Here is a 26,800-nt window from a genome sequence, read left to right as displayed (position 1 = left end):
TCTCTCACGCCAGTACCCCGGGGCTGTGACGCCCCCCACCTCCACCCGCCGCGCGCCGGCCCGGCGCTCCGCCGCACCGGCGCCCTGCCGGTACGACGGAGGCGCCGTGCTCAGCCGGCTGCGGCGACAAGCGGGGCGGGGGCGCCCAGCACGTCGGAGAGCAGTTGCCCGCACCACTCGAGAAGCGCCTGGTCACGCAGCGGTTCGCCGCCGATCCGACGGGTGGTCGGTCGGGGCACGCTCACCTGGTCGGTGGCCTGCTTGTAGACGGCGTCCGGGTGGTAGCGCTTGAGCCGCAACTGCTTCGAGTCGGGCAGCGGCAGCGGCCCGAACCGGATGTGCTTGCCCTGCATGGTCACGTCGGACAGGCCGTACCGGCGTGCCAGCAGCCGGAACCGGGCCACCGCCACCAGGTTCTGCACCGGGGCCGGCGGCTCGCCGTACCTGTCGGTCATCTCGGCGACGACCTCCCGCAGACGCTCCTCGTCGCGTGCCTCGGCGAGCTTGCGGTACATCTCCAGGCGCAGCCGCTCCACGCTCACGTAGTCGTGCGGCAGGTGCGCGTCGATCGGCAGGTCGATCTTGACGTCGGTCTCCTCCTCCGGCCGCTCACCCTTGAACGCGGAGACGGCCTCGCCGACCATGCGCACGTACAGGTCGAAGCCGACGCCCTCGATGTGGCCGGACTGCTCGCCGCCGAGCAGGTTGCCGGCGCCCCGGATCTCCAGGTCCTTCATCGCCACGTACATGCCGGCGCCCAGCTCGGTGTGCTGCGCGATGGTGGCAAGCCGCTCGTGGGCGTGCTCGGTGAGCGGCTTCTCCGGCGGGTAGAGGAAGTACGCGTACGCCCGCTCCCGACCCCGGCCGACGCGACCGCGGATCTGGTGCAGCTGGGCCAGACCGAGCAGGTCGGCCCGCTCCACGATCAGGGTGTTGGCGTTCGGGATGTCGATGCCCGACTCGACGATCGTGGTGCAGACCAGGACGTCGAACTCCTTCTCCCAGAAGCCGACCATGACCTTCTCCAGGGCGTCCTCACCCATCTGGCCGTGCGCCACCGCGACCCGCGCCTCGGGGACCAGCTCCCGCAACCGTCGTGCCGCCCGGTCGATCGACTCGACCCGGTTGTGCAGGTAGAAGACCTGACCGTCGCGCAGCAACTCGCGGTGGATGGACGCGGCCACCTGCCTGTCGTCCTGCGCGCCGACGAAGGTGAGCACCGGGTGCCGCTCCTCCGGCGGGGTGGCGATCGTGGACATCTCCCGGATGCCGGTGATCGCCATCTCCAGGGTGCGTGGGATCGGGGTCGCCGACATGCTCAGCACGTCCACCGAGGCCCGCAGCGTCTTCAGGTGCTCCTTGTGCTCGACGCCGAAGCGCTGCTCCTCGTCGACGACCACCAGACCGAGCTGCTTGAACCGGGTGGCGGTCTGCAACAGCCGGTGGGTGCCGATGACGATGTCGACTGTGCCGTCGGCCACCATCTCCAGCGTCCGCTCGGTCTCCTTCGGGGTCTGGAACCGCGACAGCTGCCGGATCTGCACCGGGAACTGACTCATCCGCTCGGCGAAGGTGTTGTAGTGCTGCTGCACCAGCAGCGTGGTCGGCACCAGCACCGCCACCTGCTTGCCGTCCTGCACGGCCTTGAACGCCGCCCGGACCGCGATCTCGGTCTTGCCGTAGCCGACGTCGCCGCAGATCAGCCGGTCCATCGGGACGGTCTGCTCCATGTCCCGCTTGACCTCGTCGATAGCGGCGAGCTGGTCCGGCGTCTCCTGCCACGGGAACGCGTCCTCAAGCTCGCGCTGCCACGGGGTGTCCGGGCCGAACGAGTGGCCCTTGGACGCCTTTCGCGCGGCGTAGAGCTGGATGAGCTGCGCGGCGATCTCCCGGACCGCCTTGCGGGCCCGCGCCTTGGACTTCTGCCAGTCCGAGCCGCCCATCTTGTGCAGCGTCGGCTGCTCGCCACCCACGTAGCGGGAGAGCTGGTCGAGCTGGTCGGTCGGCACGAAGAGCCGGTCGCCGGGCTGGCCGCGCTTGCTTGCCGCGTACTCGATGACCAGGTATTCCCGGCTGGCGCCGTTGACGGTGCGCTGCACCAGCTCGACGTACCTGCCGATGCCGTGCTGCTCGTGCACCACGAAGTCGCCGGCCTTGAGCTCGAGCGGGTCGATGGTGTTGCGCCGCCGGCTCGGCATCTTGCGCATGTCCCGCGTCGAGGTGCCCCGACCGCCTGTCACGTCGTTGCCGGTGAGCAGCACGAAGCGGGACGCCTCGTCGACGAACCCGCTGCTCAGCGCGCCGCAGGTGACGACCAGCTCGCCGGGGGCGGGCGCGGTCGGCACCTCCTCGGTCAGCCGGGCGCCCAGCCCGGCGTCGCGCAGCACCTCCACCGCCCGCTGGGCGGGGCCGTGCCCCTCGAAGACAAGCGCGATCGACCAGCCCTCGCCGGCCCACCGCTTGAGGTCCTCGACCACCCGCGACGTCTCACCGTGGTAGAGCGGCGCCGGCTGTGCGGACAGGGTGACAGCGATGGCGTCGTCAGGGGTGACCGCGGCCTGCTCGGGCGCGTCCTCCCAGGGCTGCCGCGTCTCGGCGGTCTCCGCCTCTCCCAACCCGAACGGGGACAGCGTCCACCACGGCTGGCCGAGCGTGCCGGCGGTGGCGCGCACCTCACCGAGGGTGCGGAAGGCGGCGGCGCCGACGTCCACCGGGGCCTGGCCGCCGACAGCGGCGGCGGCCCAGCTGGCCTGCAAGAACTCCTCCGACGTACGCACCAGGTCGTGCGCCCTCGTGCGGATGCGCTCCGGGTCGCACAGCAGGACGTGGGTGCCGGCCGGCATGGCGTCGAGCAGCAGCTCCAGCGAGTCGGGGCCGACAAGCACCGGAGCGAGGGACTCCATCCCCTCCACCGGGATGCCCTCGGCCAGCTTGTCCAGGATCTCGGCCAGCTCGGGGTGCTGCTCGGCGAGGGCGGCGGCCCGGCCGCGCACCTCCGGGGTGAGCAGCAGCTCACGGCAGGGCGGCGCCCAGAGCAGCGGAACCTGCTCGATGGTCCGCTGGTCGGCGACGGCGAAGGTGCGGATCTCCTCCACCTCGTCGCCCCAGAACTCGACCCGGGACGGGTGCTCGTCGGTGGGGGGGAACACGTCCAGGATGCCGCCGCGCACCGCGAACTCGCCGCGCTTGGTGACCAGGTCGACCCGGGCGTACGCCATGTCGACCAGGCGGTGGGCGACCTCCTCCAGGTCCGCCTCCTCGCCGGCGGCGAGCTGCACCGGCTCCAGGTCGCCGAGGCCCTTGAGCTGCGGTTGCAGCAGCGACCGGACGGGCGCCACGACCACCCGCAGCGGCCCGGTGCCGCCGTGCGCGTCTGTCGACTCGGGGTGCGCGAGGCGGCGCAGCACGGCCAGCCGGCGGCCCACCGTGTCCGAGCGGGGGGAGAGCCGCTCGTGCGGCAGCGTCTCCCAGGAGGGGAAGACCACCACCTGCTCCGGCGGCAGCAGCCCAGCCAGAGCGGCGGCCAGGTCGTCGGCCTCGCGGGTGGTGGCGGTCACCGCGAGCACGGGTCGCCCGGCCCCCTGGTTGTCCGCGGCGACCGCCGCGACGGCGAACGGGCGCAGGGCGGCGGGGGCGGTGATGTCGAGGCCGTCGACCTGGGCGGCACCCGAGCGCGCCAGGTCACGCGCCCGGGCCAGCCCGGGGTCGGCCAGGGCGGCGGAGAACAGACCGGTGAGCAAGGGAAACCTTTCGGGGAAGTCGACGCACACGACTGCGGCCCCTCGTCCAGCCGGACGGGGGGTGCACGCCAACAAGCCTATCTCCGTCCACCGACAGTCACCCCCTTCCGCCCAGGTCCGCGTCACTCCCGGCGCGTCGCCCCACGCGTCACCCCGTCCGCCCCGCGCCCCGCCCGCCCCGCGCCCCGCCCGCCCCAACCCCCGCCAGGCCCCAAGATCCGCGCAACTTCCCCGAAGTTGCTGCTTCCGGCGCGCGGGAGGCAGCACTTTCCCTGATGTTGTGCGGATCTTGTCGGTGGGGAGCGCCGGATCTTGTCGGTGGGGAGCGCCGTCGACCGCGCCGAGGCTTGCGGGCAGGTGACCGTGCGGGACGACCCGTCGCGCTGCCGGCGACCGCGCAAGATCGTGCTCGATAGGAAGAAGTGGTCTCGTAGCCGGCGGACCCCCACTCTTTCCTGGATCGAGCACGATCTTGGGGGACGCGGACCACAGACCGCCGCGGCCGAGACGGCCGACACCCGCAGCCCGGGCGGTGCGGAACGGTACGTAGATCTTGACCGGTGGGCGGCCGGCATGGTCGGGTTTCGGCATGGGTGGGCAGTGGCGGGCACAGTTCGACGCGGAGGTGAGCTTCGCCAACGGCGGCGGGCTGCGTACCGAGGGGTTCCGGCTGGACATCCCCGGTCGGGAGATCACCGACAGCGATCTGGCGGCGTTGTTCGTCAGGCATCTGGGGCTGCTGATGGTGGCCGAGGTCCGGATCAGCGCGAAGACGATCATCGATGAGCCGCACAAGGGCGGCCGGGGCGTCGCCGTCGACGGGTCCGGCGCCGACCGTCGGCTGGTCGAGCTGAGCCACGTGATCAGCGACGGGATGACCACTCTGCCCGGCTGGCCGGCGCCGCGGATCACCGACTGGTTGACCTTCGCGGCGTCCCGGGCGAACTACGCGCCGGGCACCGAGTTCCAGGTGGCCCGAATCGACCTGATCGCCAACACCGGCACGTACGTGGACACTCCCGCCCACCGCTGGGCCGGCCGCGCAGACCTGACCGGGGTGCCGCTGGACCGCCTCGCCGACCTGCCCGGGGTGGTGATCCGGGTGCCGGCCGGCAGCCGCGCCGTGGACCGGCTGATGCTGGCCCCGTACGAGGTGGCCGGGCGGGCGGTGCTGCTGCACACCGGGTGGGATGCGCACTTCGGCACCGAGCGGTACGGCGCGCCGGACGCTCCGTACCTGACCGGGGACGCCGCCCAGGCGCTTGCCGACGCCGGCGCGGCCCTGGTCGGCATCGACTCGATCAACATCGACGACATGAGCCCCGCGGCCGGAGGCGAACGCCCCGCGCACAGCACCCTGCTCGCCGCCGGCATCCCGATCGTAGAGCACCTGACCGGCCTGGACGCGCTGCCACCCAGCGGGTTCCGCTTCACCGCGGCCCCACCGATGGTGGCCGGCATGGGCACCTTCCCGGTCCGCGCCTTCGCCGTCGTCGGCCCCTGAAGCCGTCGACCGTCGGCCCCATGGGCAGCCGACCGACGCCCACGGCAGCAGCGGCCGATCCACTGTTCCGGGCGGCGGGGTGGACGGAGGGGATGGTGAGTCGGCACGATCTCTGCGGAGAGTGGACGGTCGCCGCGCAGGGGGGTAGCGATGCCCGCTGAGGGAGTCGGCAGTGATCCGCGTCGCCGCACCACGTTGGCGCGGTGGCGGGTGCTGGGGCACCCGGACGGGATGTTGATCTACCAGGTGCACTGCATCGTGGAGGACCACGGTTGGACGGAGACTGTCGCAGAGGATCGACACAAGATCGTGTTGGGTCGTTCCGGGGCGTACCGGCACCGGCTCAACGGGAGGGTGGGGCTCTCCGACGCCACCTCGGTGATGCTCACCCGCCCCGGCGACGAGATGGCGGTGGCACACCCGTTCGGCTGCGGTGACTCGTACACGTGCCTGGAGATCGATCCGGCGGTGCTGGCGGAGCGGCCGGACGCTGAGCGTTGGCTGGACCGGGGCGGCTGGGCCGGCACCTCGGACGCCACGCTGGACCTGGCGCACCGCCTGCTGGCGGCCGAGTTCCGGCGCGGGCTGGACGGGTTCGAGATGGCCGAACGGCTCCAGCGGTTCCTGACCCGCCTGCTGCACCACAGTGCCCTGGACTCCGACGACCCGGGCGCTGAGGTGGAGCGGGCCGTCCGCCGACGGCCGGCGACGCTGGCCGCGCACCGGCGGCTCGCCGACCAGGCCCGGGAGGTGCTCGCCAACTCCGGGTTCACGTTGGGTCTGGGCGAGGTGGCCCGGCAGGTGGGCAGTTCGCCGCACCATCTCAGCCGGGTGTTCCAACGAATGACCGGCAGCAGCCTGACCGCCTACCGCAACCGGCTGCGGGTACGGGCGGTGCTGAACACGCTCGCCGAGCCCGATGGCCGGCCGCTCGGCGCGCTCGCCAGCGAGTACGGCTTCGCCGATCAGGCACACCTGACCCGGGTGGTCCGCGAGCAGGTGGGTCACCCACCGGCCCGACTGCGCCGCCTGCTCACCACGACCGACGAAGACCCGACCAGAACGGCCTGACCGAAGGCGGGCGGAGGTGCCACACGGGGGGCGTGCGGCACCTCCTCAGGCACGCGCGAACGCGGCCCGCCCAGGGCCGGGCCGGGGCGTCGGACCTCCCCGAAAAGATCCGCGTGCCCCGAGCCGGCCAACCCTGTGGTGAGGCGGCTTCCGGACCGACGTGAACCATCCTCCCGGTGTGTGGAGCCATGGTCTTGAAGAAAATTGCTCGCATTGGCCGGCCGCGCAGACCTGACCGGGGTGCCGCTGGACCGCCTCGCCGACGCCGGCACGGCCCTGATCGGCATCGACTCGATCAACATCGACGACATGAGCCGCGGACGCGACGGCGGACAGCGACAGCGACGCGTCAGGTGCCGGACTGGAGGTATCGCAACACCGCGAGCACCCGACGGTGGTCGGTCTCGGTGGGCGGCAGACCGAGCTTGCCGAAGATGCTGGTGATGTGCTTCTCCACCGCCCCCACGCTGAGGAACAGCGCGGAGGCGATCGCCACGTTCGCGCGTCCCTCGGCCATCAGGGCCAGCACGGCCCGTTCCCGCTCGGAGAGGCCGGCCAGGTGCCCGGGGCCCCGGGCCGTGCCGAGGAGCTGCGTCACCACCTCCGGATCGAGCACTGTCGCGCCCCCGGCCACGCGGGTGAGGGCGTCGACGAACTCGCCTACCTCGGCCACCCGGTCCTTGAGCAGGTAACCGACACCTTCGGCACCGCCAGCGAGGAGCTGCGCCGCGTACCGGGTCTCCACGTACTGGGAGAAGAGCAGCACCGGTGTACCGGGGTGGGCGGCACGTACGGCGAGCGCGGCCCGCAGTCCTTCATCGGTGTACGTCGGCGGCATCCGGATGTCGATCACGGCGACGTCGGGGCGGTGTTCGTCCACGGCGGCCCGCAGCGCCTCCGGGTCGGCCACGGCGGCGAGCACCAGGTGCCCTCGGTCGGCGAGCAGATAGCTGAGCCCGTCGCGGAGGATCCCGGAGTCCTCGGCGATGACGACGCGCAGCCGGGTCATCGCCGCACCGGGAGTTCCAGTGTGACAAGCGTCGGCCCGCCCGGCGGGCTGTCGATCCGCATCGTGCCGTCCACGGTGCGGGCCCGGTCGCGCAGGCCGGCCAGCCCGCCGCCGGGCAGCGCGTGGGTCGTTTTCCCGATCATGGCGCCGCCGCCGCCGTCGTCGGCGACCTGCACCCGCAGCAGGCCGTCGAGTTGCCGCACCTCGACGGTCGCCCGCTGGGCCGCCGCGTGCTTGGCGACGTTGGTGAGCAGCTCGGCGACGCAGTAGTAGACGGTCGTCTCGACGGCAGGTGACGGTCGGTCGCGCACCTCGACCCGCAACCGCACGGGTACGGCGCCCCGCGCCACCAGGGTGTCCAGCGCCGCCTCCAGACCGTTGTCGAGCATCGGTGGATGGATGCCCCGGGCCAGGTCACGAAGGTCGGTGATGGCGATCTTCGCGTCCCGGTGCGCAGTCTCCACCAGCGCCCTGGCCTCGGGCGCGGCGTCACCGGCGAGCTTCTCCTTCGCCAGGCCGAGTTTCATGGCCAGGGCGACCAGTTGTGCCTGCGTACCGTCGTGCAGGTCACGCTCGATGCGGCGCAGCAGCGCGGCGGCGTCGTCGACGGCCAGCGCGCGGGCCTCTTCGAGGTCGTCGACCCGTTCGTCGAGGCTGGTCGGGCCGAGCAGGCCACGGATCAGCAGCCCGTCCAGGAGCAGGAGCAGGCGTAGCAGCCAGGTGCCGGCGAGGAGCATCCCGGCGCCGATCCCGGCAAGCAGGAACGACCGGGGCCAGGTGTCGAAGGAGAAGTCCCCGAGTTCCAGGGCGGGGCGGTGCGACCACCAGAGGGGATGGCTGAGCAGGAACACCGGGTAGCAGAGGAAGGCCGCGATCACCGCCGTCGCCACCAGGGTCACCGGCAGCTTCACGATCAGGTACGCCAGCGCCCGCCACCCCGTGCCATCGCCGAGGCCGCTCCGGACGTACCCCAGCAGCCCGGGCCGTCGTCGGACCGGTCGCGGGCCCACCACCCGCAATCCCAGCGTCGCCCGGGCCAGCGCGCGGTGCAGCCATCCCCAACCGCGCGCGCCGAGGACGCCGGAGGACAGCAGCGGCAGGCCGAGCAGCGTCAACGCGAGCACTCCGCCGACGACCACCGTGACGACCGCGTACGCGAAGCCGACCACCGCCAGCGGCAGGCTGGTCAGCACGTACCCGACCTGGTTGCGGAGTTGCCGGAGACGCGTCATCTGATCCTCCCGACCGTGCCGGACGACACCGTCCCGGACGAGCCGGCAGCGAGTGTTCCGGATCAGCATGCCCGGATGTGGGCCGTCGGCCCAGCCGGGCAACCCGTCGGGTTAACCCCACCCGATCGGCGGGAGAGCCGCATGTCGCTGCGGTCCACACGCCGGCAGGGTCGACGGCAACACACCTTTCGTCGATGGGAGCAGGTCATGATGCGTTCGGTCTGGACAGTTGTGGTGTCGGTCGGCACGATGGTCACCGCCCTCGCCGTTCCACCTCGACCGGTCCTCGCCGACCACGGGGCGCCGGAACGCCGGGCGTTGGCCGCCGCGCTCGACCAACTGGTCGCGGACGGCTTCCCCGCCGCGGTGGCCTACGGGCGTGTGGACGGCCGACGGTGGCAGTTGGCGGCGGGGGTGGCCGACCGGGCCACCGGGGCGCGGGCCCGGCCGGAGGATCGCTTCCGGATCGCCAGCAACACGAAGGCGTTCGTCTCCACGGTGCTGCTGCAACTGGTGGGCGAGGGTCGACTGACCCTCGACGACCCGGTCGAGCGCTGGCTCCCGGGGGTCGTCCGCGGTAACGGCAACGACGGTTCGACGATCACCGTCCGGCAGGTGCTCAACCACACGAGCGGCATCTGGGACCCCACCGAGGAACGGAGCTTCTGGGCCCCGTACCTGGACGAGCACGACTGGGCCCGGGTCATCCCACCCCGTACGGTGATCGCCCTGGCGGTGGCGCACCGGCCGGACTTCGCCCCCGGCGCCTCGTGGCGCTACTCGAACACCAACTACCTGTTGGCCGGCCTGATCATCGAGGCGGTCACCGGCCGGGACGCGGCGACCGAGGTGCGGCGGCGGATCATCGGGCCGCTCGGCCTGAGTCAGACCTCGTTCCCGATCACCGACCCGGAGATCCACGGCCGGCATCTGCACGGCTACGACCTGACCGGCGGGGATGTGACAGTGTTCAGCCCGTCGTACGACTGGACCGCCGGGGCGATGATCTCGACGGCGGCCGACCTGGCGCGGTTCCACCGGGCGTTGTTCGGCGGACTACTGCTCGCGCCGGCACAGCAGCGAGAGTTGGAGACCGTGGTGCCGATGGGCGACTCGCCGAACGAGTACGGCCTGGGGGTGCAGCGGGTGACGCTGCCGTGCGCGTCGGGCGCGATCGGAGCGTGGACGACCGACGGGGGCGGGCCGGGCTTCACCAGCATCGCGGTGTCCAGCCTCGACAACTCCCGCCAGCTCGTCCTGGCCGCCAACGTCTTCGACATCGACCGGAACGTCCGGGGGCAGCTTGCGGTGCCGTCGAGCGCGGGTTACCTGGCCGCCCTGCGCTCGGTCCTCTGTGCGAACGACTGACCAAGACCGTGCACCGCTCGCCGAAGCGGGCGGTGCACGGTTCTCAGTAGCGCACCGCGATGCGGCGGTCTATCGCGTCGACGCGGATCTGCCCGCCGTACGGGATGATCACCTGCGGGTCGGTGTGGCCGAGGTCGACGTCGAACACCACCACCGCGTCCGGGTTGTAGGGGGCCAGGGCGCGGGTGATGGCGTCCCGCTGGGCCTCGCCCCAGGCCCGCCGCTCGGGCACCGTCAGCGGCTTGTCGAAGTCCCAGGCCTTCGGCCTGCCGACGACTACCGCGGGAAATGCGGCGAGCAGCCCCCGCTCCCCGAGGTTCCGGACGATCCGGAAGACCTCCTTGGCGCTCGGCATCTCCTGCGAGGTCTCGACGACCAGCACCGACCCGTCCAACTCGGCGGCGGTCGGCACCCGGTCGGTGGCCAGCAGCCAGTGCACGATCTCCAGGCAGCCACCCCAGGTCCGCCCCCGTACGACCCGCGCCGGCCCCTGCCAGCGCCAGCCCTCGCCCGGCAGCATCTCCGGCTCGTGCGCCAACGTCTCCGGCTCGGTCCACGGGTTGGGCCTGTCGCCCCACTCGCGGGCCGGTGACAGCTCGTACCAGTCGCTTGTGAACAGGGCGGCGCGCAGCGAGTCGAAGGTCAGCGGGTGTGGCCGGCCCGGCCGGCCGAGGTGCACCAGCACCGAGCCCCCGTGGTACGCGACGATCCCCAACCGGTAGAGGTGGTTGAGCACGTTTGTGTTGTCGGAGTAGCCGAAGTAGGGCTTCGGATTGGCCCGCAGCACGTCGTCGTCGAGGTGTGGGGTGACAGTGATCAGGTCGTCCCCGCCGACGGTGGCGAGCACCGCGGTGATCGTCGGGTCGGCGAACGCGGCGGTCAGGTCGCGGGCCCGGTCGCGCGGGTCGGCCCCCAGCTCGCGGGTCGTCGGGTACTCCACGGGTTCCAGCCCGAACTCTGTGCGCAGCCGGCGCAGCCCCAACTCGTACACGTGGGGGAAGACCGCCGGCAGGCCGGCGGAGGGGGAGACGACCGCGACCCGGTCGCCCGGCTTCGGTTTGGCGGGGTAGCTCGGCGACACCATGATCAGACGTTAACGCCCGGCACCAGCGATTTTTCCGCTCGAAGAAACGCCACAAGCCGGGCAAATACCCCCTTAGGCTGACCTGGTGGACGAGGCGTCGGAGGTCCGGGTACGCGATTGGCTCCCCCGTACCGCCGGCCTGCTGCTCGGCACCCTCGTGCTGGCCACCGCCTTCATCGCCGCGTACGTCGGCGCCCTGCACCAGCCCCACCCCCGCGACGTGCCTGTCGGCGTGGCGGCCGGCGACCAGCCCGCGCGCACGGTCCTGGCCGCAATCCGTGACCGGACCAACAAGATCAAAGCCATCGAGTACGCCGACCCGGGCGCCGCCGACGACGGCCTGACCAGCCGAGAGGTGTACGCGGTACTCGGCGCCGCCCCCGACGGCGGGCTCGTCCTGACCACTGCCAGCGCCGGCGCGCCGTCCGCCACCGACCTGGTCATCCAGGTGCTCACAAGCGCCGCCCAGCAGGCCCGGGTGCCGCTGCGGGTGACCGACGAGGTGCCGGTGGCCGGCAGCGACCCCCGCGGCCTGGTCCCCTTCTACCTGGCCATCGGGTACGTCCTCGGCGGATATCTGGCCTCGACAGTGCTCGGCATCTCCGCCGGGACCGCCCCGCGCACCCTGCGCCGCGCCGGTCTGCGCATCGGGGCGCTCGCCGTCTACAGCGTGGTGCTCGGCATCGCCGGGGCGGTGATCGTCGGTCCGGTGCTGGACGTCTGGCACCATGACCTGCCGGCAGTCGCCGGCACGGGGATGCTTGCCGCGTTCGCCGCCGCGATGGTCGCCGCCGCGGTCCAGGGCTGGCTGGGCATCCTCGGCACCGGGCTGGTCATCCTGTTGCTGGTGGTGCTCGGCAACCCGGGCTCCGGTGGCATCTACGCCCCCGAGTTCCTGCCCACCTGGCTGCGCGGCATGCACCTGTGGAACGTGCCCGGCCTGGCCACCGACCTGATCAAGTCGGCCGTGTACTTCGACAGGCGCTCGATCGGCTGGCCGCTGACCGGCCTGGCGCTCTGGGCGGTACTCGCGCTGGCCGCCCTGCTCGGCGCGACCCGGGTCCGGGGACGTCGGGCGACAGCTGGCGCAAGACCCTGAAGTGATCTCCGAGGTGTTCCGTGTCACGGCGCGGTATGTGGAGAGCCCCTCCTGCCAGCCGGCCCGGCGCGGATACCATCCAGGGAGTCGGACAGCGCTGTCCTTCGTACTCACGTAAGGAGCGCATCGTGACCGACCAGCATGACCACGACGGCCCGGACGCCGCGCTGCGCGCCGACATCCGCCGACTCGGCACCCTGCTCGGCCAGACGCTGGCCCGCCAGGAGGGCCGTCCCCTGCTCGACCTCGTCGAGGAGATCCGCGCCCAGGTCCGCTCCGACGTCCCGGCCGCCGCCCAGCGGCTCGGCGGGCTCGACGTGACCACCGGCACCAAGCTGGCCCGCGCCTTCTCCACCTACTTCCACCTGGCCAACATCACCGAACAGGTGCACCGCGCGCGGGACCTGCGTCGCCGCCGCGCCGTGCAGGGCGGCTGGCTGGACCAGGCGGCCAAGATGATCGCCGAGCGGGGGGTGCCGGCCGAGGAGATCGCCGCCGCGGCCCGCCGCCTGGCGGTCCGGCCGGTCTTCACCGCCCACCCGACCGAGGCGGCCCGCCGCTCGATCCTGTCCAAGCTGCGGGCCATCGCCGACGAGCTGGACACCGAGACCGCAAACGCGATCCTCTACGGCGCCAGCGACGAGGGCCCGGCCAACCGTCGGCTGGCCGAACTGCTGGACCTGATGTGGCAGACCGACGAGCTGCGCCTCGACCGGCCCGACCCGACCGACGAGGCCCGCAACGCCATCTACTACCTGCGCGACCTGTACGCCGAGGCCGCCCCGCAGGTGCTCGACGACCTGGCCGACACGCTGCGCACCCTCGGCGTGGAGACGTCGCCGACGGCCCGCCCGCTGAGCTTCGGCACCTGGATCGGCGGCGACCGCGACGGCAACCCGTTCGTCACCCCGGCGGTCACCCGCGAGGTGCTGACCATCCAGCACGAGCACGGCATCGCGGCCACCGAGAAGGCCATGGACCACCTGATCAACGAGGTCTCGGTGTCCCGCCGACTGCGCGGGGTGTCGCTGGACCTCTCCGCCAGCCTCGCCGCCGACCTCGACGCGCTGCCCGAGGTGGCCCAGCGGTTCCGTCGGGTCAACGCGGAGGAGCCGTACCGGCTCAAGGCGCGCTGCGTGAAGGCCAAGCTGGCCAACACCCGGCAGCGGCTGCGCCAGGGCACCGCGCACGTCCCGGGCCGCGACTACCGCGGCTCCGCCGAGCTGATCGCCGACCTGGACCTGCTGCGCGCCTCGCTGGCCCGCAACTCCGGCCAGCTCACCGCAGTCGGCCGGCTGGCCTCCACCATACGGACGGTCTCCGCGTTCGGCCTGCACCTCGCGACTATGGACGTCCGGGAGCACGCCGAGAAGCACCACGAGGTGCTCACCCAGCTCTACGCGGCCGTCGGCGAGGTGTCCGACTACCCGTCGTTGAGCCGGTTGGAGCGCACCAAGCTGCTCGCCGACGAGCTGACCGGCCGTCGACCGCTGTCCACCCTGGACACCCCGCTGACCGAGCCGGCCCGCAAGACGTTCGACGTGTTCAGCACGATCCGCGAGGCGCAGGACCGGTTCGGCAACGAGGTGATCGAGTCGTACATCATCTCGATGACCATGGGGGTCGACGACGTGCTCGCCGCCGTGGTGCTCGCCCGCGAGGCCGGGCTGGTAGACGTGCACAGCGGGCGGGCCCGGATCGGTTTCGTGCCGCTGCTGGAGACCCCGGCCGAGCTGAACGCCGGTGGCGAACTCCTCGACGAGCTGCTGTCGCTGCCCGCGTACCGGGCGCTCGTCGCGGCCCGCGGCGACGTGCAGGAGGTCATGCTGGGCTACTCCGACTCCAACAAGGAGGCCGGGATCACCACCAGCCAGTGGTCGATCCACCGGGCCCAGCGCGCGCTGCGCGACGTGGCCGCCCGGCACGGCGTACGCCTGCGGCTGTTCCACGGCCGCGGCGGCACGGTCGGGCGCGGCGGCGGCCCGACGCACGAGGCGATCCTGGCGCAGCCGTACGGCACGCTTGACGGCGCGATCAAGGTGACCGAGCAGGGCGAGGTCATCTCCGACAAGTACACCCTGCCCTCGCTGGCCCGGGAGAACCTGGAGCTGACCCTCGCCGCGGTGCTCCAGGCGACGCTGCTGCACACCGCGCCCCGGCAGCCGGCCGAGATGCTTGAACGCTGGGACGCGACGATGGACGTGGTCTCCGAGTCCGCGTTCCGGTCGTACCGCACCCTCGTCGAGGACCCGGACCTGCCGGCGTACTTCTGGGCGTCCACCCCCACCGAGCTGCTCGGCGCGCTGAACATCGGCTCCCGACCGGCGAAGCGCCCCAACACCGGCGCCGGGCTTTCCGGTCTGCGGGCCATCCCGTGGGTGTTCGGCTGGACGCAGACCCGGCAGATCGTGCCGGGCTGGTTCGGCGTCGGCTCCGGGCTGGCCGCCGCCCGGGAGGCCGGGTTGGCGGACGTCCTCGCCGAGATGCACCGCAACTGGCACTTCTTCCGCACGTTCCTGTCGAACGTCGAGATGATGCTGACCAAGACCGACCTCAGCATCGCCCGCCGGTACGTCGAGACCCTCGTGCCGAAGAAGCTGCACCCGATCTTCGAGCAGATCGAGCGGGAGTACGAGCTGACCAAGCGCGAGGTGCTGGCGGTGACCGCCTCCCCCGCCCTGCTGGAGAACTCGCCGGTGCTCCAGCGCACCCTGGCCGTGCGCGACACCTACCTTGAGCCGCTGCACCACCTCCAGGTGGCGCTGCTGCGGCAGTACCGGGAGTCCGGCGCGGCAGGCCGTGCGGTGGCCACCGCCCCGGGTGGCCGGCGCGCACCCAGCGACGGCACCGCCCTGGAGCGCGCGCTGCTCACCACTGTGAACGGCATCGCCGCCGGCATGCGCAACACCGGCTGATCAGGCAGCACAGCGAACGGGCCCCGGTCGTCACGACCGGGGCCCGTTGCACGTGTCAGCCGGCGATCTTCGCGAGTCGACGGCCCCTGGGCTCGCCGCCGCCCTCAGTCAGCGGCCCTCGGCGTTCAGCGTCGCGGCCCTCAGTCAGCGGCCCTCGGCGTTCACCAGTCGCCGCCGCCGCCGAAGTCACCGCCACCGAAGTCGCCGCCGCCGAAGTCACCGCCACCGAAACCCCCGCCGCCGAAGTCGCCGCCGGCATAGTCGCCGCCGCCGAAGTCGCCCGCCTGGTCGCCGCCCCCGAAGTCGCCGCCCTGGTCCCCGGCGTCGCCGCCCTGGTCACCGCCATCGGCGCCCTGGTCGTCGGCGGAGTCGGCGCCGTCACCGAAGCCCTCCTGGTAGCCCTGGTCGTAGCCGTACCCCGGGTCGGCGAAGGCCGGCGAGAACAGCGCGTCGGCGATCAGCATGCCGCCGAGCACACCGGCCCCCGCGCCCAACGCGGTCTTCCACCACGGAGTCGAATACCAGCCGGCCGGCACCGGCCGGCCCTGGTACCTGCCACCCGGGTAGTAGTAGGGCGTCTGCCGACCTGGCTGCGGGCCGGCCCGGAAGGTCTGCCCCTGCACGTCGACCTCGCGCTCCTTGGTGAGCTGTCCGACGCCCCGCGCGGCTGCCAGCGCCGGCACCTCGGGGCCGGGATCGATCCCCAGCGCGGTCCGCGCCGCCCGGATGTACGCCAGTCCCTCCAACGCGGTCTCCCGGGCGAGCGCGAACTGGTTCGGCGTACGCGCCTGCTCCAACTGCGAACCCGCCGCGTTGTACCGCTCACCGGCGTCGGCAAGCGCCTGGCGGACCGCCGGCTCGTCGCCCTGAAGGGTCAACAGCTGGCCGCCGAGGCGCTCGTACCAACGGTGCGCCTCCGCCCGGGCGTCGCCCAGCTCGGTGCGCCGACGGGCGGTGGACTGGGCGCGGATGAGCGCGACGGCGCCCAGCGCCCCGATCACCACGATGGCGAGGCACAGCACAAGTTCCATGTCATCGAACGTACCCCCGGCTGTCTCGTCCTAGCCGTCTGGCAAGCTCCGGTGATGGACGTCTCGACGTTGCTGGTGGTGATCGTGTGCCTTGGCGCCGGCGGGGCGGTGGGCTGGCTCGCGGCCCGGTCCCGGTCGGCGGCCGACATCGCCAGGCTGGATGCCACCCTGACGGCGACCCGGGAGGGCGAGGGGCGGCTGGAGCAGTCCATGCGGGCGCTGAGCTACGAGGCCACCGCGCAGTCGCAGGAGGCGGTGGCCCGTGCCGTGGCGCCGCTGCACGACAGCCTGCGTCGCTACGAGCAGCGGGTCGCCGAGCTGGAGCACGACCGGGTCGACGCGTACGCCGAGCTGCGCGAGCAGGTCCGCTCGATGAACGCGGTCTCCGGGGAGTTGCGCACCGAGACCAAGCAGTTGGTCGCTGCGCTGCGCGCTCCGCAGGTGCGGGGCCGCTGGGGCGAGCACCAACTGCGCCGGATCGTCGAGGCGGCCGGCATGCTGGAGCACTGCGACTTCTCCGAGCAGGTCACCGCCGCCACCGACGACCAGGTCGTCCGCCCGGATCTGGTGGTCCGCCTGCACGGCGGCCGGTCCGTGGTGGTGGACGCGAAGGCGCCGTTCGACGCGTACCTCACCGCGATGGAGGCTCGCGACGAGCGCGGCCGGGACACCCACCTCGATGCGCACGCCCGGCACCTGCGGGGGCACGTCGACGCTCTGGCCGCCAAGTCGTACTGGACCGCGTTCGACAGCTCGCCCGAGTTCGTCGTCCTGTTCGTGCCCGCCGACCCGTTCCTCGACGTCGCGCTCCAACGCGACCCGACGCTGCTGGAGCACGCGTTCACCCGCAACGTGGTGCTGGCCACGCCGGCCACCCTTGTCGCCCTGCTCCGCACTGTGGCCTACTCGTGGCGGCAGGAGGCGCTGGCCCGCAACGCGCTGGCCGTGCACACCCTCGCCCGGGAGCTGTACGGCCGCCTCTCCACCCTCGGTGACCACGTGGGCAAGCTCGGCTCGTCGCTGGCAGGCGCGGTGACCGCGTACAACAGGGCTGTCGGCTCGCTGGAGGCTCGGGTGCTGGTCAGCGCCCGCAAGCTCGCCGAGTTGGGCGTCTCGGACGACGAGCTGGCGGCCCCCGCCCAGGTCGAGCTGACCCCGCGCCAGCCGCAGGCGCCGGAGCTGCTGGACGACGCCGACCGCTGACCGGGCGCCGAGGCCGTCACCTGCGGTTGGCGGCCTCCACGACGAACGGCGTGCCCTGCTGGCAGGTGGTCATCGTGCCCTTCTCCACCCGGCCGGTGACGGTGACCCGGGCGCCGGGGACCAGCACGTCCCGCGGGCCGCCCACCAGCAGGTACCCGTCGAGCAGCAGGCAGTTCGGCTCCACCCCGGCGGTGATCGTGCCGGTGAGTTCGGTGGCGCCGACAGGTGGCGGGACGGTGGGGCCGCCCGGCGACTTGAGCGGCGGGGAGGGTGTGGTCGCCGGGGCGGGAGTGTTCGGCGCGGACGAGGTGGGCTGCCCGCTCGTTGTCGACGACGGGCCGGGGGTGGCGGGGCCGTCCGTCCCACCGCAGGCGCTCAGCGCCGCGCAGACGACCAGGGCGGGGACGACGAGCCGAAATGTCCTCATGCCGCCTTCGACGCACCGGGACGGCGCGGCGTTCCCACAGCGATCCACCACTCGGGGCCGGGGCGTGCTCCCCCGGCCTGCGTGCAGGCGTCGCGGCGTGCTCGCCTCCGCCCGAAGGTGCTCAGCCGCGGGCCGCAGCGGCCTTCATGTCCCGCTTCAGCTCCTGCGGAAGCGAGAAGGTCAGCCGCTCGTTGGCGGTGGTGATCTCCTCGACGTCTGCGAAACCGCGTGCGGCCAGGTGCGCCAGCACGTCGTGGACCAGGTCCTCCGGGACGCTCGCGCCGGAGGACACCCCGACCGTACGGGCGTCGGCCAGCCAGGCGTCCTCGATCTCGTGGGCGAAGTCGACCAGGTGACCGGCGCGGGCACCGGCGTCCAGGGCGACCTCGACCAGCCGGACCGAGTTGGAGGAGTTCGTCGAGCCGACGACGATCACCACGTCGCACTCGGGGGCGATCTCCTTGACGACGTGCTGCCGGTTGGACGTGGCGTAGCAGATGTCGTCGCTGGGCGGGGACTGGAGCAGCGGCAGGCGGGTCTTGAGCCGGGCGACGGTCTCCAGCGTCTCGTCCACCGAGAGCGTGGTCTGGGAGAGCCAGACGACCTTCTCCGGGTCGCGTACGGTGATCTTGTCGACGCCGTCCGGACCGTCCACGAGCTGGATGTGCGCGGGGGCCTCACCGGCGGTGCCGATGACCTCCTCGTGCCCCTCGTGGCCGATCAGCAGGATGTCGTAGTCCTCGGCGGCGAAGCGCTTCGCCTCCTGGTGCACCTTGGTGACGAGCGGGCAGGTCGCGTCGATGGCCTTCAACGAGCGTTCGCGGGCCTGCTCGTAGACCTCCGGCGCCACGCCGTGCGCGGAGAAGATGACTGTGGCGCCCTCGGGCACCTCCTCGTTCTCCTCCACGAAGATCGCGCCCTGGGCCTCGAGCGTCTGCACGACGTGCTTGTTGTGCACGATCTGCTTGCGCACGTAGATCGGGGCGCCGTAGAGCTTCAGCGCCTCCTCGACTGTCTGCACGGCGCGATCCACACCCGCGCAGTAGCCGCGGGGCTTGGCCAGGAGCACGCGCTTGCCGGTCCGGAGATCAGTCACCCCCCCATCGTACGTGCCCACCCGAACCCCGGCCCGAACCCCGGTGATCAAGAGGTTTGCGTCAGAAACGCGCGCGAAACTGACGCAAACTTCTTGATCACCGCGGGGGTCCGTAGGGTGGGGCGGGTGAGTGTGGGTGCGGGTAGTGGGGGCGGCAGCAGCGCTGAGGAGCCTTGGCCGGTTCGGGTTGTCTCGCAGAAGGTCGGGGCTTGGATCGCCAAGCTGGGCTGGGTGTGGGTGGACGGTCAGGTGGCGCAGATCAGCCGCCGTCCCGGGGCCACCACTGTCTTCCTGACCCTGCGTGACCCGTCCGCCGACCTGAGCCTGACCGTCACCACCAACCGCGACGTGCTGGACGCCGGTGCTCCGGAGCTGCGCGAAGGCGCTCGCGTGGTGCTGCACGCCAAGCCGGAGTTCTACGCCGCGCGGGGCACGCTGAGTCTGCGGGCCGACGAGATCCGGCAGGTGGGGCTCGGTGAGCTGCTGGCCCGGCTGGAGAAGCTCAAGAAGCTGCTCGCCGCCGAGGGGTTGTTCGACCGCGCCCGCAAGCGCCGGCTGCCGTTCCTGCCCGGCCGGATCGGGCTGATCACCGGCCGCGCGTCGGCCGCCGAGCGGGACGTGCTGACAAATGCCCGGCGGCGCTGGCCCGCCGTGGAGTTCCGGACGGTGAACGTGGCCGTGCAGGGCCCGTCCGCCGTGCCGCAGATCATCGACGCGCTCAAGGTGTTGGACGCGGACCCGAGCATCGACGTGATCATCATCGCTCGGGGCGGTGGGGGCATCGAGGATCTCCTGCCGTTCTCCGACGAGGCGCTCTGCCGGGCCGTTTTCGGCTGTCGTACCCCGGTGGTCAGCGCGATCGGCCACGAGACGGACGCGCCGCTTGTCGACTACGTCGCCGACCTGCGCGCCTCCACCCCGACCGACGCGGCCAAGCGCGTGGTCCCCGACCTCACCGAGGAGGTACGCCTCATCGGCCAGGCCCGGCACCGCCTCCAGCGGGCGGTCCGCAACCTGGTCGACCGGGAGTCCCACCGCCTCGACAGCCTGCGGTCCCGGCCGGTGCTGGCCCGCCCCCAGGTGATGGTGGAGCACCGCGCGACCGAGCTTGCCGCGCTGCGTCAGCGCTCCGGCCGCTGCCTGGACCACCGGCTCGCCGGCGCCGACGACGACCTGCGGCACACCCTGGCCCGGCTGCGCGCCCTCTCCCCCGCCGCCACCCTGGACCGGGGGTACGCGATCGTGCAACGCGCCGACGGGCACGTCGTGCGGGCGGCGACCGAGGTCGGCAAGGGCGACCCGCTGCGGGTACGCCTCGCCGACGGCGAGTTGGCCGCGACCGTCGACGGTGCCGTGGCGACGCGGTGACCCGGACAGGGGTGTGCTGAGATGGACGCGATGACTGACGACACGAAGGCCGGGCCGGACGAGCGGCTCAGCTACGAGCAGGCCCGCGCCGAACTGGCCTCGGTGGTCGAGCGGCTGGAGGCAGGCGGCACGTCCCTGGAGGAGTCGTTGGCGCTCTGGGAGCGCGGCGAGGCGCTGGCGGTGATCTGCCAGCGCTGGCTGGACGGCGCCCGGGCACGCATCGACGCCGCCCGCCAGGACCCCGCGTCCTGATCGCCGACGCCCCGCCCGGAGCTGCCGGTGGGGCGGCCGGAGCCGCCCCACCGACGTACGGCTGTCAGTTGAACAGGCTGTAGAGCTCGGCCGGCGCCTCGACGACCTGGTCCGCCGGCGGCTTCTGCGCGGCGGTGGCGGAACCGTAGTCGGAGTACGTCATCCGGATCTCCTGGGCGGTGGTCTGCCCGCTCGCCGGGAGTTGCAGCACCAGCTCGCTGAGCCGGCCCTGCGGGTCGACCTTCGCGGTGAACGGGACAGTCTTCGCCTGGGTGCCCAGCGCGGCGATCGTGGCGGCGTTCAGCGAGCCGGCCTCGGCGGCCTTGGTGACGTCGATGGTGCCGGCGTACGTGCCGGTGCCGGTGCTGCGGACCTCGGTGATGCCCTGGGTCAGCACCGCGCTGCCGGCCGGGTCGACCTTCTCGAAGTCGAAGCCGAGGTTCTTGTTGCCCTTGATGCGGGCCTGGTCGAGGTGCTGGTACTTGCCGAGGTTGAGCTGCTTGATGGCGGGCAGGCTGTCGGCGGTGGGGCCGGTCAGCTCCAGCTTCACCCAGCTGTCCGGCTTGGCGTGGATCACGTCGAGCTTCATCGCCAGGTCGGACGAGGGGCCGCCGATGGAGAACTTCATCGCGGCGCTCTGACTCGGCTGGTGCACCTGCCCCTCGGCAGTCGAACCGGCGCCGGAGAGCGTGAACCGGAAGTTGCCGTTGCTGATCTCCTTGGTGGAGTCGAGCAGCGCCTGCTTGGCGTCGCCCGACACCGGCGCGCCGCCGGACGCGCTGGGCGCGCCGGACGCGCTCACCGTCGGGGACGCGGTCGATCCGGCGGTGCCTGTCGTACCGCCGGCGCAGGCGGCCAGGGCGGGCGTGAACAGGGCGGCGGCTACCAGGCCGGCACCGAGTCGTCGAACAGTCATACGTGTCTCCCAAGGGGGTCACCCGACGACCTGGTCGGCGCCGGAAACCGGGCGGCGCGGCAGCACCGTTGGCCACGCCGCGCGATCCGGGCCGAGCAGCGCGCCCGGGTCGCAGCCTCCTTGTTCCCTGTCGACGCGTCGAGCAATCACCCTTCTGTCCGGTTGCTTGCGCCGAATCGATGGCGGACTGTCAGCGCAGAGCGCCGGCGAGGTCGCGCAGCTCGTTGTCCCGGGCGTCACCGACGACGAGCACCGTGCGGGTCGGCTCCAGCAGGACCAGCGCCTGCTGGTTCCCCCGGGCGGTGTAGCGCTGCCAGGTGCGCCCGGCCAGCTCCGTCGGGCCCTGTGGCTGGCTCTGGTCGGTCAGCTCGGCCGGGAGCAGTTGCTCCACCGGCACGTTGCTCTGCAACAGTTGGACGCCTCGCCCCTCGGGCGTGAGGTAGCCGATCCGCAGGTTCGCGCCACCCTCGACGGTCTGGTAGCGGGCGCTGACCGTACGCCAGCCGGAGCCGAGCCCCTGCGGCTCGCTCACCGGGAAGGTGTTCGCCGACCGCGCCTGCTCGATCGCCGGGGCCGGATCGACGGTGGTGGCCTGGTCGCCGCCGAGGAAACCCCTGTAGAACGCGAGCAGCAGCGCGATCGGGATCAGCAGCACCAGCAGCGAGATCGCCATGTCCTTGGGCGACCGCTCGGCCTTGGTCGCGGCCGCCGCCACCCGTGGCGGCGGCGCGGGCCGCTCACCGGTCCCCGCGGCGTCGTCGGGCCGGCCGGCATCGTCGCCCGGCACCGTCGGGCCGGTCGGGGTGGGCTCGGCGCCGACGGGGTGGTCGACCGGCGGGTGGCCGTCGGGCGGCGTGCGGTCGGCGGGTACGCGGTCGGCTGGCTGTGCGGGTTCCACCCTGCCATCTTCGCAGCCGCCCGACCGGCGGTATCCGGCCCATCACCGCCCCGCGCCGACGCCCGGTCGGCCATCGTGTGAGGATCAGCGACAAAGCCGGCAGCGGGACCGCTCCGCCGCCGGCTGTCCCCGCACCGTCGCGAGGAGGAGCAGCCGTCATGACGAACACCAGGACGCGGATCCCACAGGATCTCGACCGTAACCTGGCCCTCGACCTGGTCCGGGTCACCGAGGCCGCGGCGATGGCCGCCGGCCGGTGGGTCGGCCGGGGCGACAAGGAGGGCGGCGACGGAGCCGCCGTCGACGCCATGCGCAAGCTGATCAACTCCATTCAGATGCGGGGCGTCGTGGTGATCGGCGAGGGCGAGAAGGACAACGCCCCGATGCTCTTCAACGGCGAACACGTCGGCGACGGCACCGGCCCGGAGGTGGACGTCGCTGTCGACCCGGTCGACGGCACCACCCTGATGAGCAAGGGCATGCCGAACGCGGTGGCGGTGCTCGCCGTCAGTGAGCGGGGCGCCATGTTCGACCCGAGCGCGGTCTTCTACATGGAGAAGCTCGCCGTCGGCCCCGCGTACGCCGACGTGATCGACATCAACGCCGGGGTGGCCGAGAACCTGCGCCGGATCGCCAAGGTCAAGGGCACCGACGTGTCCGAGGTGACGGTCTGCGTGCTGGACCGCAGCCGCCACGACGACCTGGTCGCCCAGATTCGCCGGACCGGGGCGGGCATCCGGTTCATCTCCGACGGCGACATCGCCGGCACCATCGCGGCGGCCCGGGGCGAGTCAGACGTCGACGTGCTGATGGGCATCGGCGGCACGCCCGAGGGCATCATCTCGGCCTGCGCGCTGAAGTGCATGGGCGGGGCGATGCAGGCCAAGCTCTGGCCGCAGGACGACCAGGAGCGGGAGAAGGCGCTCGCCGCCGGGCACGACCTGGACCGGGTGCTCGACACCGACGACCTGGTCACCGGGGACAACTGCTTCTTCGTGGCGACCGGGGTCACCTCCGGGGACCTGCTGCGCGGTGTGCGATACCGGGCCGGCGGCGCGTACACCCAGTCGATCGTGATGCGCTCGAAGAGCGGCACCATCCGGGTGATCGACTCGTACCACCGGTTGGAGAAGCTGGCCCTCTACTCCGCTGTCGACTTCGACGGTCGTCCGCTGGCCGAGCAGGAGTGACAGCCGCCGACACGGCGACCCCGCAGACCCTGTCGGCCGCCCGCCGCATCCTCGGCGTCGCGCTGGCGTCGGTCGCCGGGGTCGCGGTGGCGGTGCAGTCGCGGATCAACGGCGAGCTGGGCGTACGCCTGGCCGACGGGTTCGCCGCCGCGGTGGTCTCGTTCGGCATCGGCCTGGTGGTGCTGCTGGTGCTGGTGCCCGCCACCCCCGGCGGGCGACGGGGGCTGACCGCGCTACGTCGCGCCCTCGCGGCGGGCACGCTCCGGCCCTGGCAGTGCCTGGGCGGGATGTGCGGCGCGTTCCTGGTGGCCTCCCAGGGCCTCACCATCGGCACGTTGGGCGTAGCGGTCTTCACCGTGGCCGTGGTCGCCGGCCAGTCCGGCAGCAGCCTCGCCGTGGACCGGGCCGGCATCGGTCCGACCGGCCGGCAGCCGGTGACCCGGCAACGGCTGGCCGGCGCGGTCCTCACCGTGCTCGCGGTCGGCCTGGCGGTCGGTGACCGGCTCGGCGCTCCGGGCGCGCTGGCGCTGGCCCTCCTGCCGCTGGTCGCCGGGGTGGGCACGGCCTGGCAACAGGCGGTCAATGGGCGGGTCCGGGCGGCGGCCGACAGCGCGTTGACCGCCACGCTCGTCAACTTCGCCGTCGGCACGGTCACCCTGCTCGTGGCGTTCGCCATCGACCTCGCGGTACGCGGTTGGCCGACCGGCCACCTGCCGAACGAGCCGTGGCTCTACCTGGGCGGGCCCATCGGCATCGTGTTCATCGCGATCGCCGCCGCGATCGTGCGGTTCACCGGAGTGCTGCTGCTCGGCCTGGCCACCATCGCCGGGCAGATCGTGGGGGCGGTCCTGCTGGACCTGGTGCTGCCGACCGCTGCCTCGCACCCCGGCGTGAACACCCTGCTCGGGGCCGCGCTGACAATGGTGGCCGTGCTGATCGCCGCGCTCGCGCCACCCGCCCGCCGCTGACCCGGCGATGCCCCGGCACCCATGCCGGGTGACCGGGGCTCTTGCTGTCGTAGGGGCTCAGTCCTGGCTGGGGCGGTGTTCAGCGATCCAGCGGGCGACATCCCGCCGACGCCACACCTTGCCCATCGCGAGCACGGCAACCGGGTCGGGGAAACCCTTGCTGTTCGCGATGATGCTGACCCGCTGCCGGCTGATCCCGCCGAGCATCTCTCGGATCTCCGCAACGCCGACCAGATCCATGTCCTTGACGGTAGGCAACAACGTGTGATAGCCGAGCATCAACGCTGGACGTTGTTGGTGTTGATTGTTGACGCAGGTAACCGCCTGCGACCACCATGGGGGCATGTCGTCGCCCAGTGCAACCCCTGCTCATCGCCCTCCGATCCCCGTCGGACACGCGCCCGTCCGCCCGATCTGGGTCTGCCGGCGCGGCTGTGGCACCTGGCCGTGCCCGTCCGCCCGACTGACACTGCGCGCGGTCTACGACGACGACCTGGTCGGGCTGGCCGTCGAGATGGCGGGATACCTGTTCGACGCGACCGGGGACCTGGTGCGGCTCAACCCCGACGACATGCCCGGACCCGAGGCGCTGTTCACGCGGTTCGTCGGCTGGACCAGGCGCACACCGTTCACCTAGATGATCTCTTCGAAGGGCCCCGACCGCCGACCGCCCGTCAATCGGGGACGTGTCGCTCCACCCGCCATCGCTGGCAATCTTGGAACAGATCGTCGCGCGCCCGCCGACGCCGGGCCGACGTCAGCGCGGCGGCACGGGTTGCTGCGGATAGGACTGGTAAGGGGGGTAGGGCGGGCGGGGCGGACCTCCCGGGCCCCACGCTGGCGCCGGATGAACCAGCTTCGCGAGCCGGACGGCCAGCACCAGGCCCGGCACGGTGGCCAGCAGGGCCAGCGCGACCGCGATCCGGGTCTGTTCAGGGTTGCCGTTCAACCAGCCGGCCAACGGCAGCCCGGCCAGGATCGCGGTGAGCAGGAGGTCACCAACAGTCCACCCGACCCAACTGCCCGGGGCGCTGCCGAGCCACGGGACGAGGAGCAGCACCAGCACCGCCAGCCCGCCCAACGGCGCGACGCCGACCAGCACCCCCAACACGGTGCTCATGTCGTCGTGGCGGGACCAGACGGCCTCCAGCAGCAGCCCGGCCAGCAGCACCGTCACGCCACCGGCAATCCCCCACCAGGGCCGGCCACCGCCACGGCGGATCGCCAGGTGACCGGCGACCACGGCGACCGCGCAGCCCAGCAGCAACGCGAGCGCGATGGCGAGCAACAGATCCGTCTCGCGTTGCACAGGCCCGCCATCGTCAAGTGCGGGCAGCTTGTCCGCGCCGACCATGTCGCCCTGCTCACCGAGGAAGCCGTCGCGCCGCCACCCGCCGTCCGACAGTCGGCGCACGAAGCCGTCCCGACCGTTGGCGACGAGCACCTCGTGGCCACCGCCGGCGTGCGGGTAGACGACCAGTTCGCGGGAGGAGAAGTGCCGGGGAATGTCGCCCGGGCTCGGGTACCGGCGGGCCAGCTCCTCGCGCCGCCCGTCCGACACCTCCCAGGCAACCTGCCAGGTCGCGCCGGCGTCGTCGCTCTGCTCCACCCGTAGGTGCCGGGGAACCACTCGGTAGCAGCGTCGGGGCTCGTCCGGTGCGCACGCCTGCCGGCGCGGGGAGTCCTGGTCGTCCAGTCTTGAGCTCTCGCTGGCGGTGGCGGGCCGCCACGTGGTCGCGCCGTCGTCGCTCACCGCCCATTGGCCGTCCGCCGGCCCGGCCGGCCAGTTCGGCTCGAAGCCGGAGCCGACCGAGATCGCCGGTTGGCCGTCGAGCGTCGTGGTGCCGAGCGCGTAGGGGTAGCGGATCGCGCTTGTGGCGGCCACCGCCAGCACGGCCGGCGGGAGCACCACCAGCAGCCGGACCAGCCGAGCCGTCCGGTGCCGCACCGGCCGGCTCCGGGCGCGGGTCCAGCTCCACCAGGCCAGGCCGAGGGCCGGCAGCGTGAGCAGGTCGGTCCAATCGGCCCGTACCAGCGACGGCCCCGCCAACACGGTCCAGGCCGAGGAGGCCAGCTCGGCGGCGTACCCACTGGATTTCACGACCGCGAACCCGGCGCCCACCGCGACCAGGCCGGCAAGCGCGGCCACCCGGGCCGGCAGCCGCGGCGCCAGCAGCGTCAGCAGCACCGCGACAAGCGGTGGTGCGAGCACCAGGCCGGCGACGTCACTCAGCTTGCCCGTCACCAGGCCCGGAAACGCCGCCTTCAGCACGTGGTCGTTGGCCACCAACACCACCAGGGCCAGCAGCGTGGCCGGATGGCAGAGCCACGACAGCGTCGTCGGTGCGCCGTCACGTGTCTTCTCGGGCCCCGTCATCCCCCCAGGATCGACCCGACGCGTCTCGGTCTGGACACGCGCTGGTGTGTGT

22 protein-coding genes are annotated in these 26,800 nt (G+C 72.5%); 11 read left to right on the top strand and 11 right to left on the bottom strand.

Annotated features, from left to right (window positions below; all coding sequences use genetic code 11):
• Window positions 1-110: 110 nt before the first annotated feature.
• Window positions 111-3,740 carry a transcription-repair coupling factor gene (mfd, locus tag OOJ91_RS25885; protein ID WP_266248936.1) on the bottom strand — a complete coding sequence of 1,210 codons (3,630 nt, stop codon included), beginning with the start codon at window positions 3,738-3,740 and terminating at the stop codon, window positions 111-113.
• 589 nt (window positions 3,741-4,329) lie between these two features.
• On the opposite strand from mfd, the gene OOJ91_RS25880 reads away from it, so the two are divergent.
• Both OOJ91_RS25880 and OOJ91_RS25875 read left to right on the top strand, forming a co-directional pair.
• On the top strand, window positions 4,330-5,244 hold the full coding sequence (locus OOJ91_RS25880) for a cyclase family protein (RefSeq protein WP_266248934.1): 915 nt from the start codon (window positions 4,330-4,332) through the stop codon (window positions 5,242-5,244).
• Between the two features lie 150 nt (window positions 5,245-5,394).
• The gene (locus tag OOJ91_RS25875) at window positions 5,395-6,315 is read left to right on the top strand and encodes a helix-turn-helix domain-containing protein (RefSeq protein WP_266248931.1); all 921 of its coding nucleotides are present in this window, start codon (window positions 5,395-5,397) and stop codon (window positions 6,313-6,315) included.
• Between the two features lie 349 nt (window positions 6,316-6,664).
• Here the strand turns inward: OOJ91_RS25875 and OOJ91_RS25870 are convergent, their stop codons facing one another.
• Complete coding sequence (locus OOJ91_RS25870) at window positions 6,665-7,315, bottom strand: response regulator transcription factor (protein WP_266249862.1); 651 nt, start codon at window positions 7,313-7,315, stop codon at window positions 6,665-6,667.
• A gap of 5 nt (window positions 7,316-7,320) precedes the next feature.
• Window positions 7,321-8,556 carry a sensor histidine kinase gene (locus tag OOJ91_RS25865; RefSeq protein WP_266248929.1) on the bottom strand — a complete coding sequence of 412 codons (1,236 nt, stop codon included), beginning with the start codon at window positions 8,554-8,556 and terminating at the stop codon, window positions 7,321-7,323.
• 207 nt (window positions 8,557-8,763) lie between these two features.
• Between OOJ91_RS25865 and OOJ91_RS25860 the strand changes: the two genes are divergently transcribed.
• Window positions 8,764-9,924, top strand: coding sequence for a serine hydrolase domain-containing protein (locus OOJ91_RS25860; protein ID WP_266248927.1), 1,161 nt, complete (start codon window positions 8,764-8,766; stop codon window positions 9,922-9,924).
• 43 nt (window positions 9,925-9,967) lie between these two features.
• Here OOJ91_RS25860 and OOJ91_RS25855 read toward each other — a convergent pair whose 3' ends face one another.
• On the bottom strand, window positions 9,968-11,008 hold the full coding sequence (locus OOJ91_RS25855) for a S66 family peptidase (RefSeq protein ID WP_266248925.1): 1,041 nt from the start codon (window positions 11,006-11,008) through the stop codon (window positions 9,968-9,970).
• 85 nt (window positions 11,009-11,093) lie between these two features.
• Here OOJ91_RS25855 and OOJ91_RS25850 point away from each other — a divergent pair, with 85 nt between their 5' ends.
• Window positions 11,094-12,107, top strand: a complete 1,014-nt coding sequence (locus tag OOJ91_RS25850) for a hypothetical protein (protein WP_266248923.1) — start codon at window positions 11,094-11,096, stop codon at window positions 12,105-12,107.
• Window positions 12,108-12,235: 128 nt separating this feature from the next.
• On the top strand, window positions 12,236-15,022 hold the full coding sequence (gene ppc, locus OOJ91_RS25845) for a phosphoenolpyruvate carboxylase (RefSeq protein ID WP_266248921.1): 2,787 nt from the start codon (window positions 12,236-12,238) through the stop codon (window positions 15,020-15,022).
• Between the two features lie 161 nt (window positions 15,023-15,183).
• On the opposite strand, the gene OOJ91_RS25840 is transcribed toward ppc, so the two are convergent.
• Complete coding sequence (locus OOJ91_RS25840; protein ID WP_266248918.1) at window positions 15,184-16,053, bottom strand: hypothetical protein; 870 nt, start codon at window positions 16,051-16,053, stop codon at window positions 15,184-15,186.
• Window positions 16,054-16,107: 54 nt separating this feature from the next.
• Between OOJ91_RS25840 and OOJ91_RS25835 the strand changes: the two genes are divergently transcribed.
• The gene (locus tag OOJ91_RS25835) at window positions 16,108-17,256 is read left to right on the top strand and encodes a DNA recombination protein RmuC (protein WP_266248916.1); all 1,149 of its coding nucleotides are present in this window, start codon (window positions 16,108-16,110) and stop codon (window positions 17,254-17,256) included.
• Window positions 17,257-17,272: 16 nt separating this feature from the next.
• Here the strand turns inward: OOJ91_RS25835 and OOJ91_RS25830 are convergent, their stop codons facing one another.
• Both OOJ91_RS25830 and OOJ91_RS25825 read right to left on the bottom strand, forming a co-directional pair.
• Window positions 17,273-17,683, bottom strand: coding sequence for a hypothetical protein (locus OOJ91_RS25830; protein ID WP_266248913.1), 411 nt, complete (start codon window positions 17,681-17,683; stop codon window positions 17,273-17,275).
• A gap of 121 nt (window positions 17,684-17,804) precedes the next feature.
• Window positions 17,805-18,800, bottom strand: a complete 996-nt coding sequence (locus tag OOJ91_RS25825) for a 4-hydroxy-3-methylbut-2-enyl diphosphate reductase (RefSeq protein WP_266248911.1) — start codon at window positions 18,798-18,800, stop codon at window positions 17,805-17,807.
• A 96-nt stretch (window positions 18,801-18,896) separates the two neighbouring features.
• Between OOJ91_RS25825 and xseA the strand changes: the two genes are divergently transcribed.
• Both xseA and OOJ91_RS25815 read left to right on the top strand, forming a co-directional pair.
• On the top strand, window positions 18,897-20,147 hold the full coding sequence (xseA, locus tag OOJ91_RS25820; protein WP_439117107.1) for an exodeoxyribonuclease VII large subunit: 1,251 nt from the start codon (window positions 18,897-18,899) through the stop codon (window positions 20,145-20,147).
• 30 nt (window positions 20,148-20,177) lie between these two features.
• Window positions 20,178-20,399, top strand: a complete 222-nt coding sequence (locus tag OOJ91_RS25815; protein ID WP_234584122.1) for an exodeoxyribonuclease VII small subunit — start codon at window positions 20,178-20,180, stop codon at window positions 20,397-20,399.
• 64 nt (window positions 20,400-20,463) lie between these two features.
• Here the strand turns inward: OOJ91_RS25815 and OOJ91_RS25810 are convergent, their stop codons facing one another.
• Window positions 20,464-21,315 (bottom strand): hypothetical protein, encoded by an 852-nt coding sequence (locus tag OOJ91_RS25810; RefSeq protein ID WP_266248906.1) that lies wholly within the window; start codon window positions 21,313-21,315, stop codon window positions 20,464-20,466.
• A 190-nt stretch (window positions 21,316-21,505) separates the two neighbouring features.
• Window positions 21,506-22,213, bottom strand: coding sequence for a DUF4245 domain-containing protein (locus tag OOJ91_RS25805; protein WP_266248904.1), 708 nt, complete (start codon window positions 22,211-22,213; stop codon window positions 21,506-21,508).
• A gap of 158 nt (window positions 22,214-22,371) precedes the next feature.
• Between OOJ91_RS25805 and glpX the strand changes: the two genes are divergently transcribed.
• Window positions 22,372-23,403 carry a class II fructose-bisphosphatase gene (gene glpX / locus OOJ91_RS25800; RefSeq protein WP_266248903.1) on the top strand — a complete coding sequence of 344 codons (1,032 nt, stop codon included), beginning with the start codon at window positions 22,372-22,374 and terminating at the stop codon, window positions 23,401-23,403.
• Window positions 23,400-24,371 (top strand): DMT family transporter, encoded by a 972-nt coding sequence (locus OOJ91_RS25795; RefSeq protein ID WP_266248902.1) that lies wholly within the window; start codon window positions 23,400-23,402, stop codon window positions 24,369-24,371. Before glpX ends, OOJ91_RS25795 begins: the two co-directional genes overlap by 4 nt.
• 57 nt (window positions 24,372-24,428) lie before the next feature.
• On the opposite strand, the gene OOJ91_RS25790 is transcribed toward OOJ91_RS25795, so the two are convergent.
• Window positions 24,429-24,611: a hypothetical protein gene (locus tag OOJ91_RS25790; RefSeq protein ID WP_039907349.1), complete on the bottom strand. Its 183-nt coding sequence runs from the start codon at window positions 24,609-24,611 to the stop codon at window positions 24,429-24,431.
• Between the two features lie 103 nt (window positions 24,612-24,714).
• Here OOJ91_RS25790 and OOJ91_RS25785 point away from each other — a divergent pair, with 103 nt between their 5' ends.
• On the top strand, window positions 24,715-25,008 hold the full coding sequence (locus tag OOJ91_RS25785) for a hypothetical protein (RefSeq protein ID WP_266248900.1): 294 nt from the start codon (window positions 24,715-24,717) through the stop codon (window positions 25,006-25,008).
• A 120-nt stretch (window positions 25,009-25,128) separates the two neighbouring features.
• Here the strand turns inward: OOJ91_RS25785 and OOJ91_RS25780 are convergent, their stop codons facing one another.
• A complete protein-coding gene (locus tag OOJ91_RS25780; protein WP_266248898.1) occupies window positions 25,129-26,748 on the bottom strand; it encodes a hypothetical protein in 1,620 nt (539 codons plus the stop codon).
• Window positions 26,749-26,800: the final 52 nt, after the last annotated feature.

This window comes from Micromonospora lupini, from assembly GCF_026342015.1.
GTDB lineage: Bacteria > Actinomycetota > Actinomycetes > Mycobacteriales > Micromonosporaceae > Micromonospora > Micromonospora lupini_B.
Note: the sequence above shows the minus strand (reverse complement) of the source record. Positions and strands in the feature narration are given on the sequence as shown.

Bases quoted from the DNA above. Each gene is read 5' to 3' on its own strand.
- OOJ91_RS25865 (WP_266248929.1), bottom strand. From the start codon at position 8,556: ATGACGCGTCTCCGGCAACTCCGCAACCAGGTCGGGTACGTGCTGACC.
- OOJ91_RS25810 (WP_266248906.1), bottom strand. From the start codon at position 21,315: ATGACTGTTCGACGACTCGGTGCCGGCCTGGTAGCCGCCGCCCTGTTC.
- OOJ91_RS25880 (WP_266248934.1), top strand. From the start codon at position 4,330: ATGGGTGGGCAGTGGCGGGCACAGTTCGACGCGGAGGTGAGCTTCGCC.
- OOJ91_RS25840 (WP_266248918.1), bottom strand. From the start codon at position 16,053: ATGGAACTTGTGCTGTGCCTCGCCATCGTGGTGATCGGGGCGCTGGGC.
- OOJ91_RS25875 (WP_266248931.1), top strand. From the start codon at position 5,395: ATGCCCGCTGAGGGAGTCGGCAGTGATCCGCGTCGCCGCACCACGTTG.
- glpX (WP_266248903.1), top strand. From the start codon at position 22,372: ATGACGAACACCAGGACGCGGATCCCACAGGATCTCGACCGTAACCTG.
- OOJ91_RS25785 (WP_266248900.1), top strand. From the start codon at position 24,715: ATGTCGTCGCCCAGTGCAACCCCTGCTCATCGCCCTCCGATCCCCGTC.
- OOJ91_RS25855 (WP_266248925.1), bottom strand. From the start codon at position 11,008: ATGGTGTCGCCGAGCTACCCCGCCAAACCGAAGCCGGGCGACCGGGTC.
- OOJ91_RS25860 (WP_266248927.1), top strand. From the start codon at position 8,764: ATGATGCGTTCGGTCTGGACAGTTGTGGTGTCGGTCGGCACGATGGTC.
- OOJ91_RS25790 (WP_039907349.1), bottom strand. From the start codon at position 24,611: ATGGATCTGGTCGGCGTTGCGGAGATCCGAGAGATGCTCGGCGGGATC.
- OOJ91_RS25830 (WP_266248913.1), bottom strand. From the start codon at position 17,683: ATGAGGACATTTCGGCTCGTCGTCCCCGCCCTGGTCGTCTGCGCGGCG.
- OOJ91_RS25835 (WP_266248916.1), top strand. From the start codon at position 16,108: ATGGACGTCTCGACGTTGCTGGTGGTGATCGTGTGCCTTGGCGCCGGC.
- OOJ91_RS25815 (WP_234584122.1), top strand. From the start codon at position 20,178: ATGACTGACGACACGAAGGCCGGGCCGGACGAGCGGCTCAGCTACGAG.
- OOJ91_RS25780 (WP_266248898.1), bottom strand. From the start codon at position 26,748: ATGACGGGGCCCGAGAAGACACGTGACGGCGCACCGACGACGCTGTCG.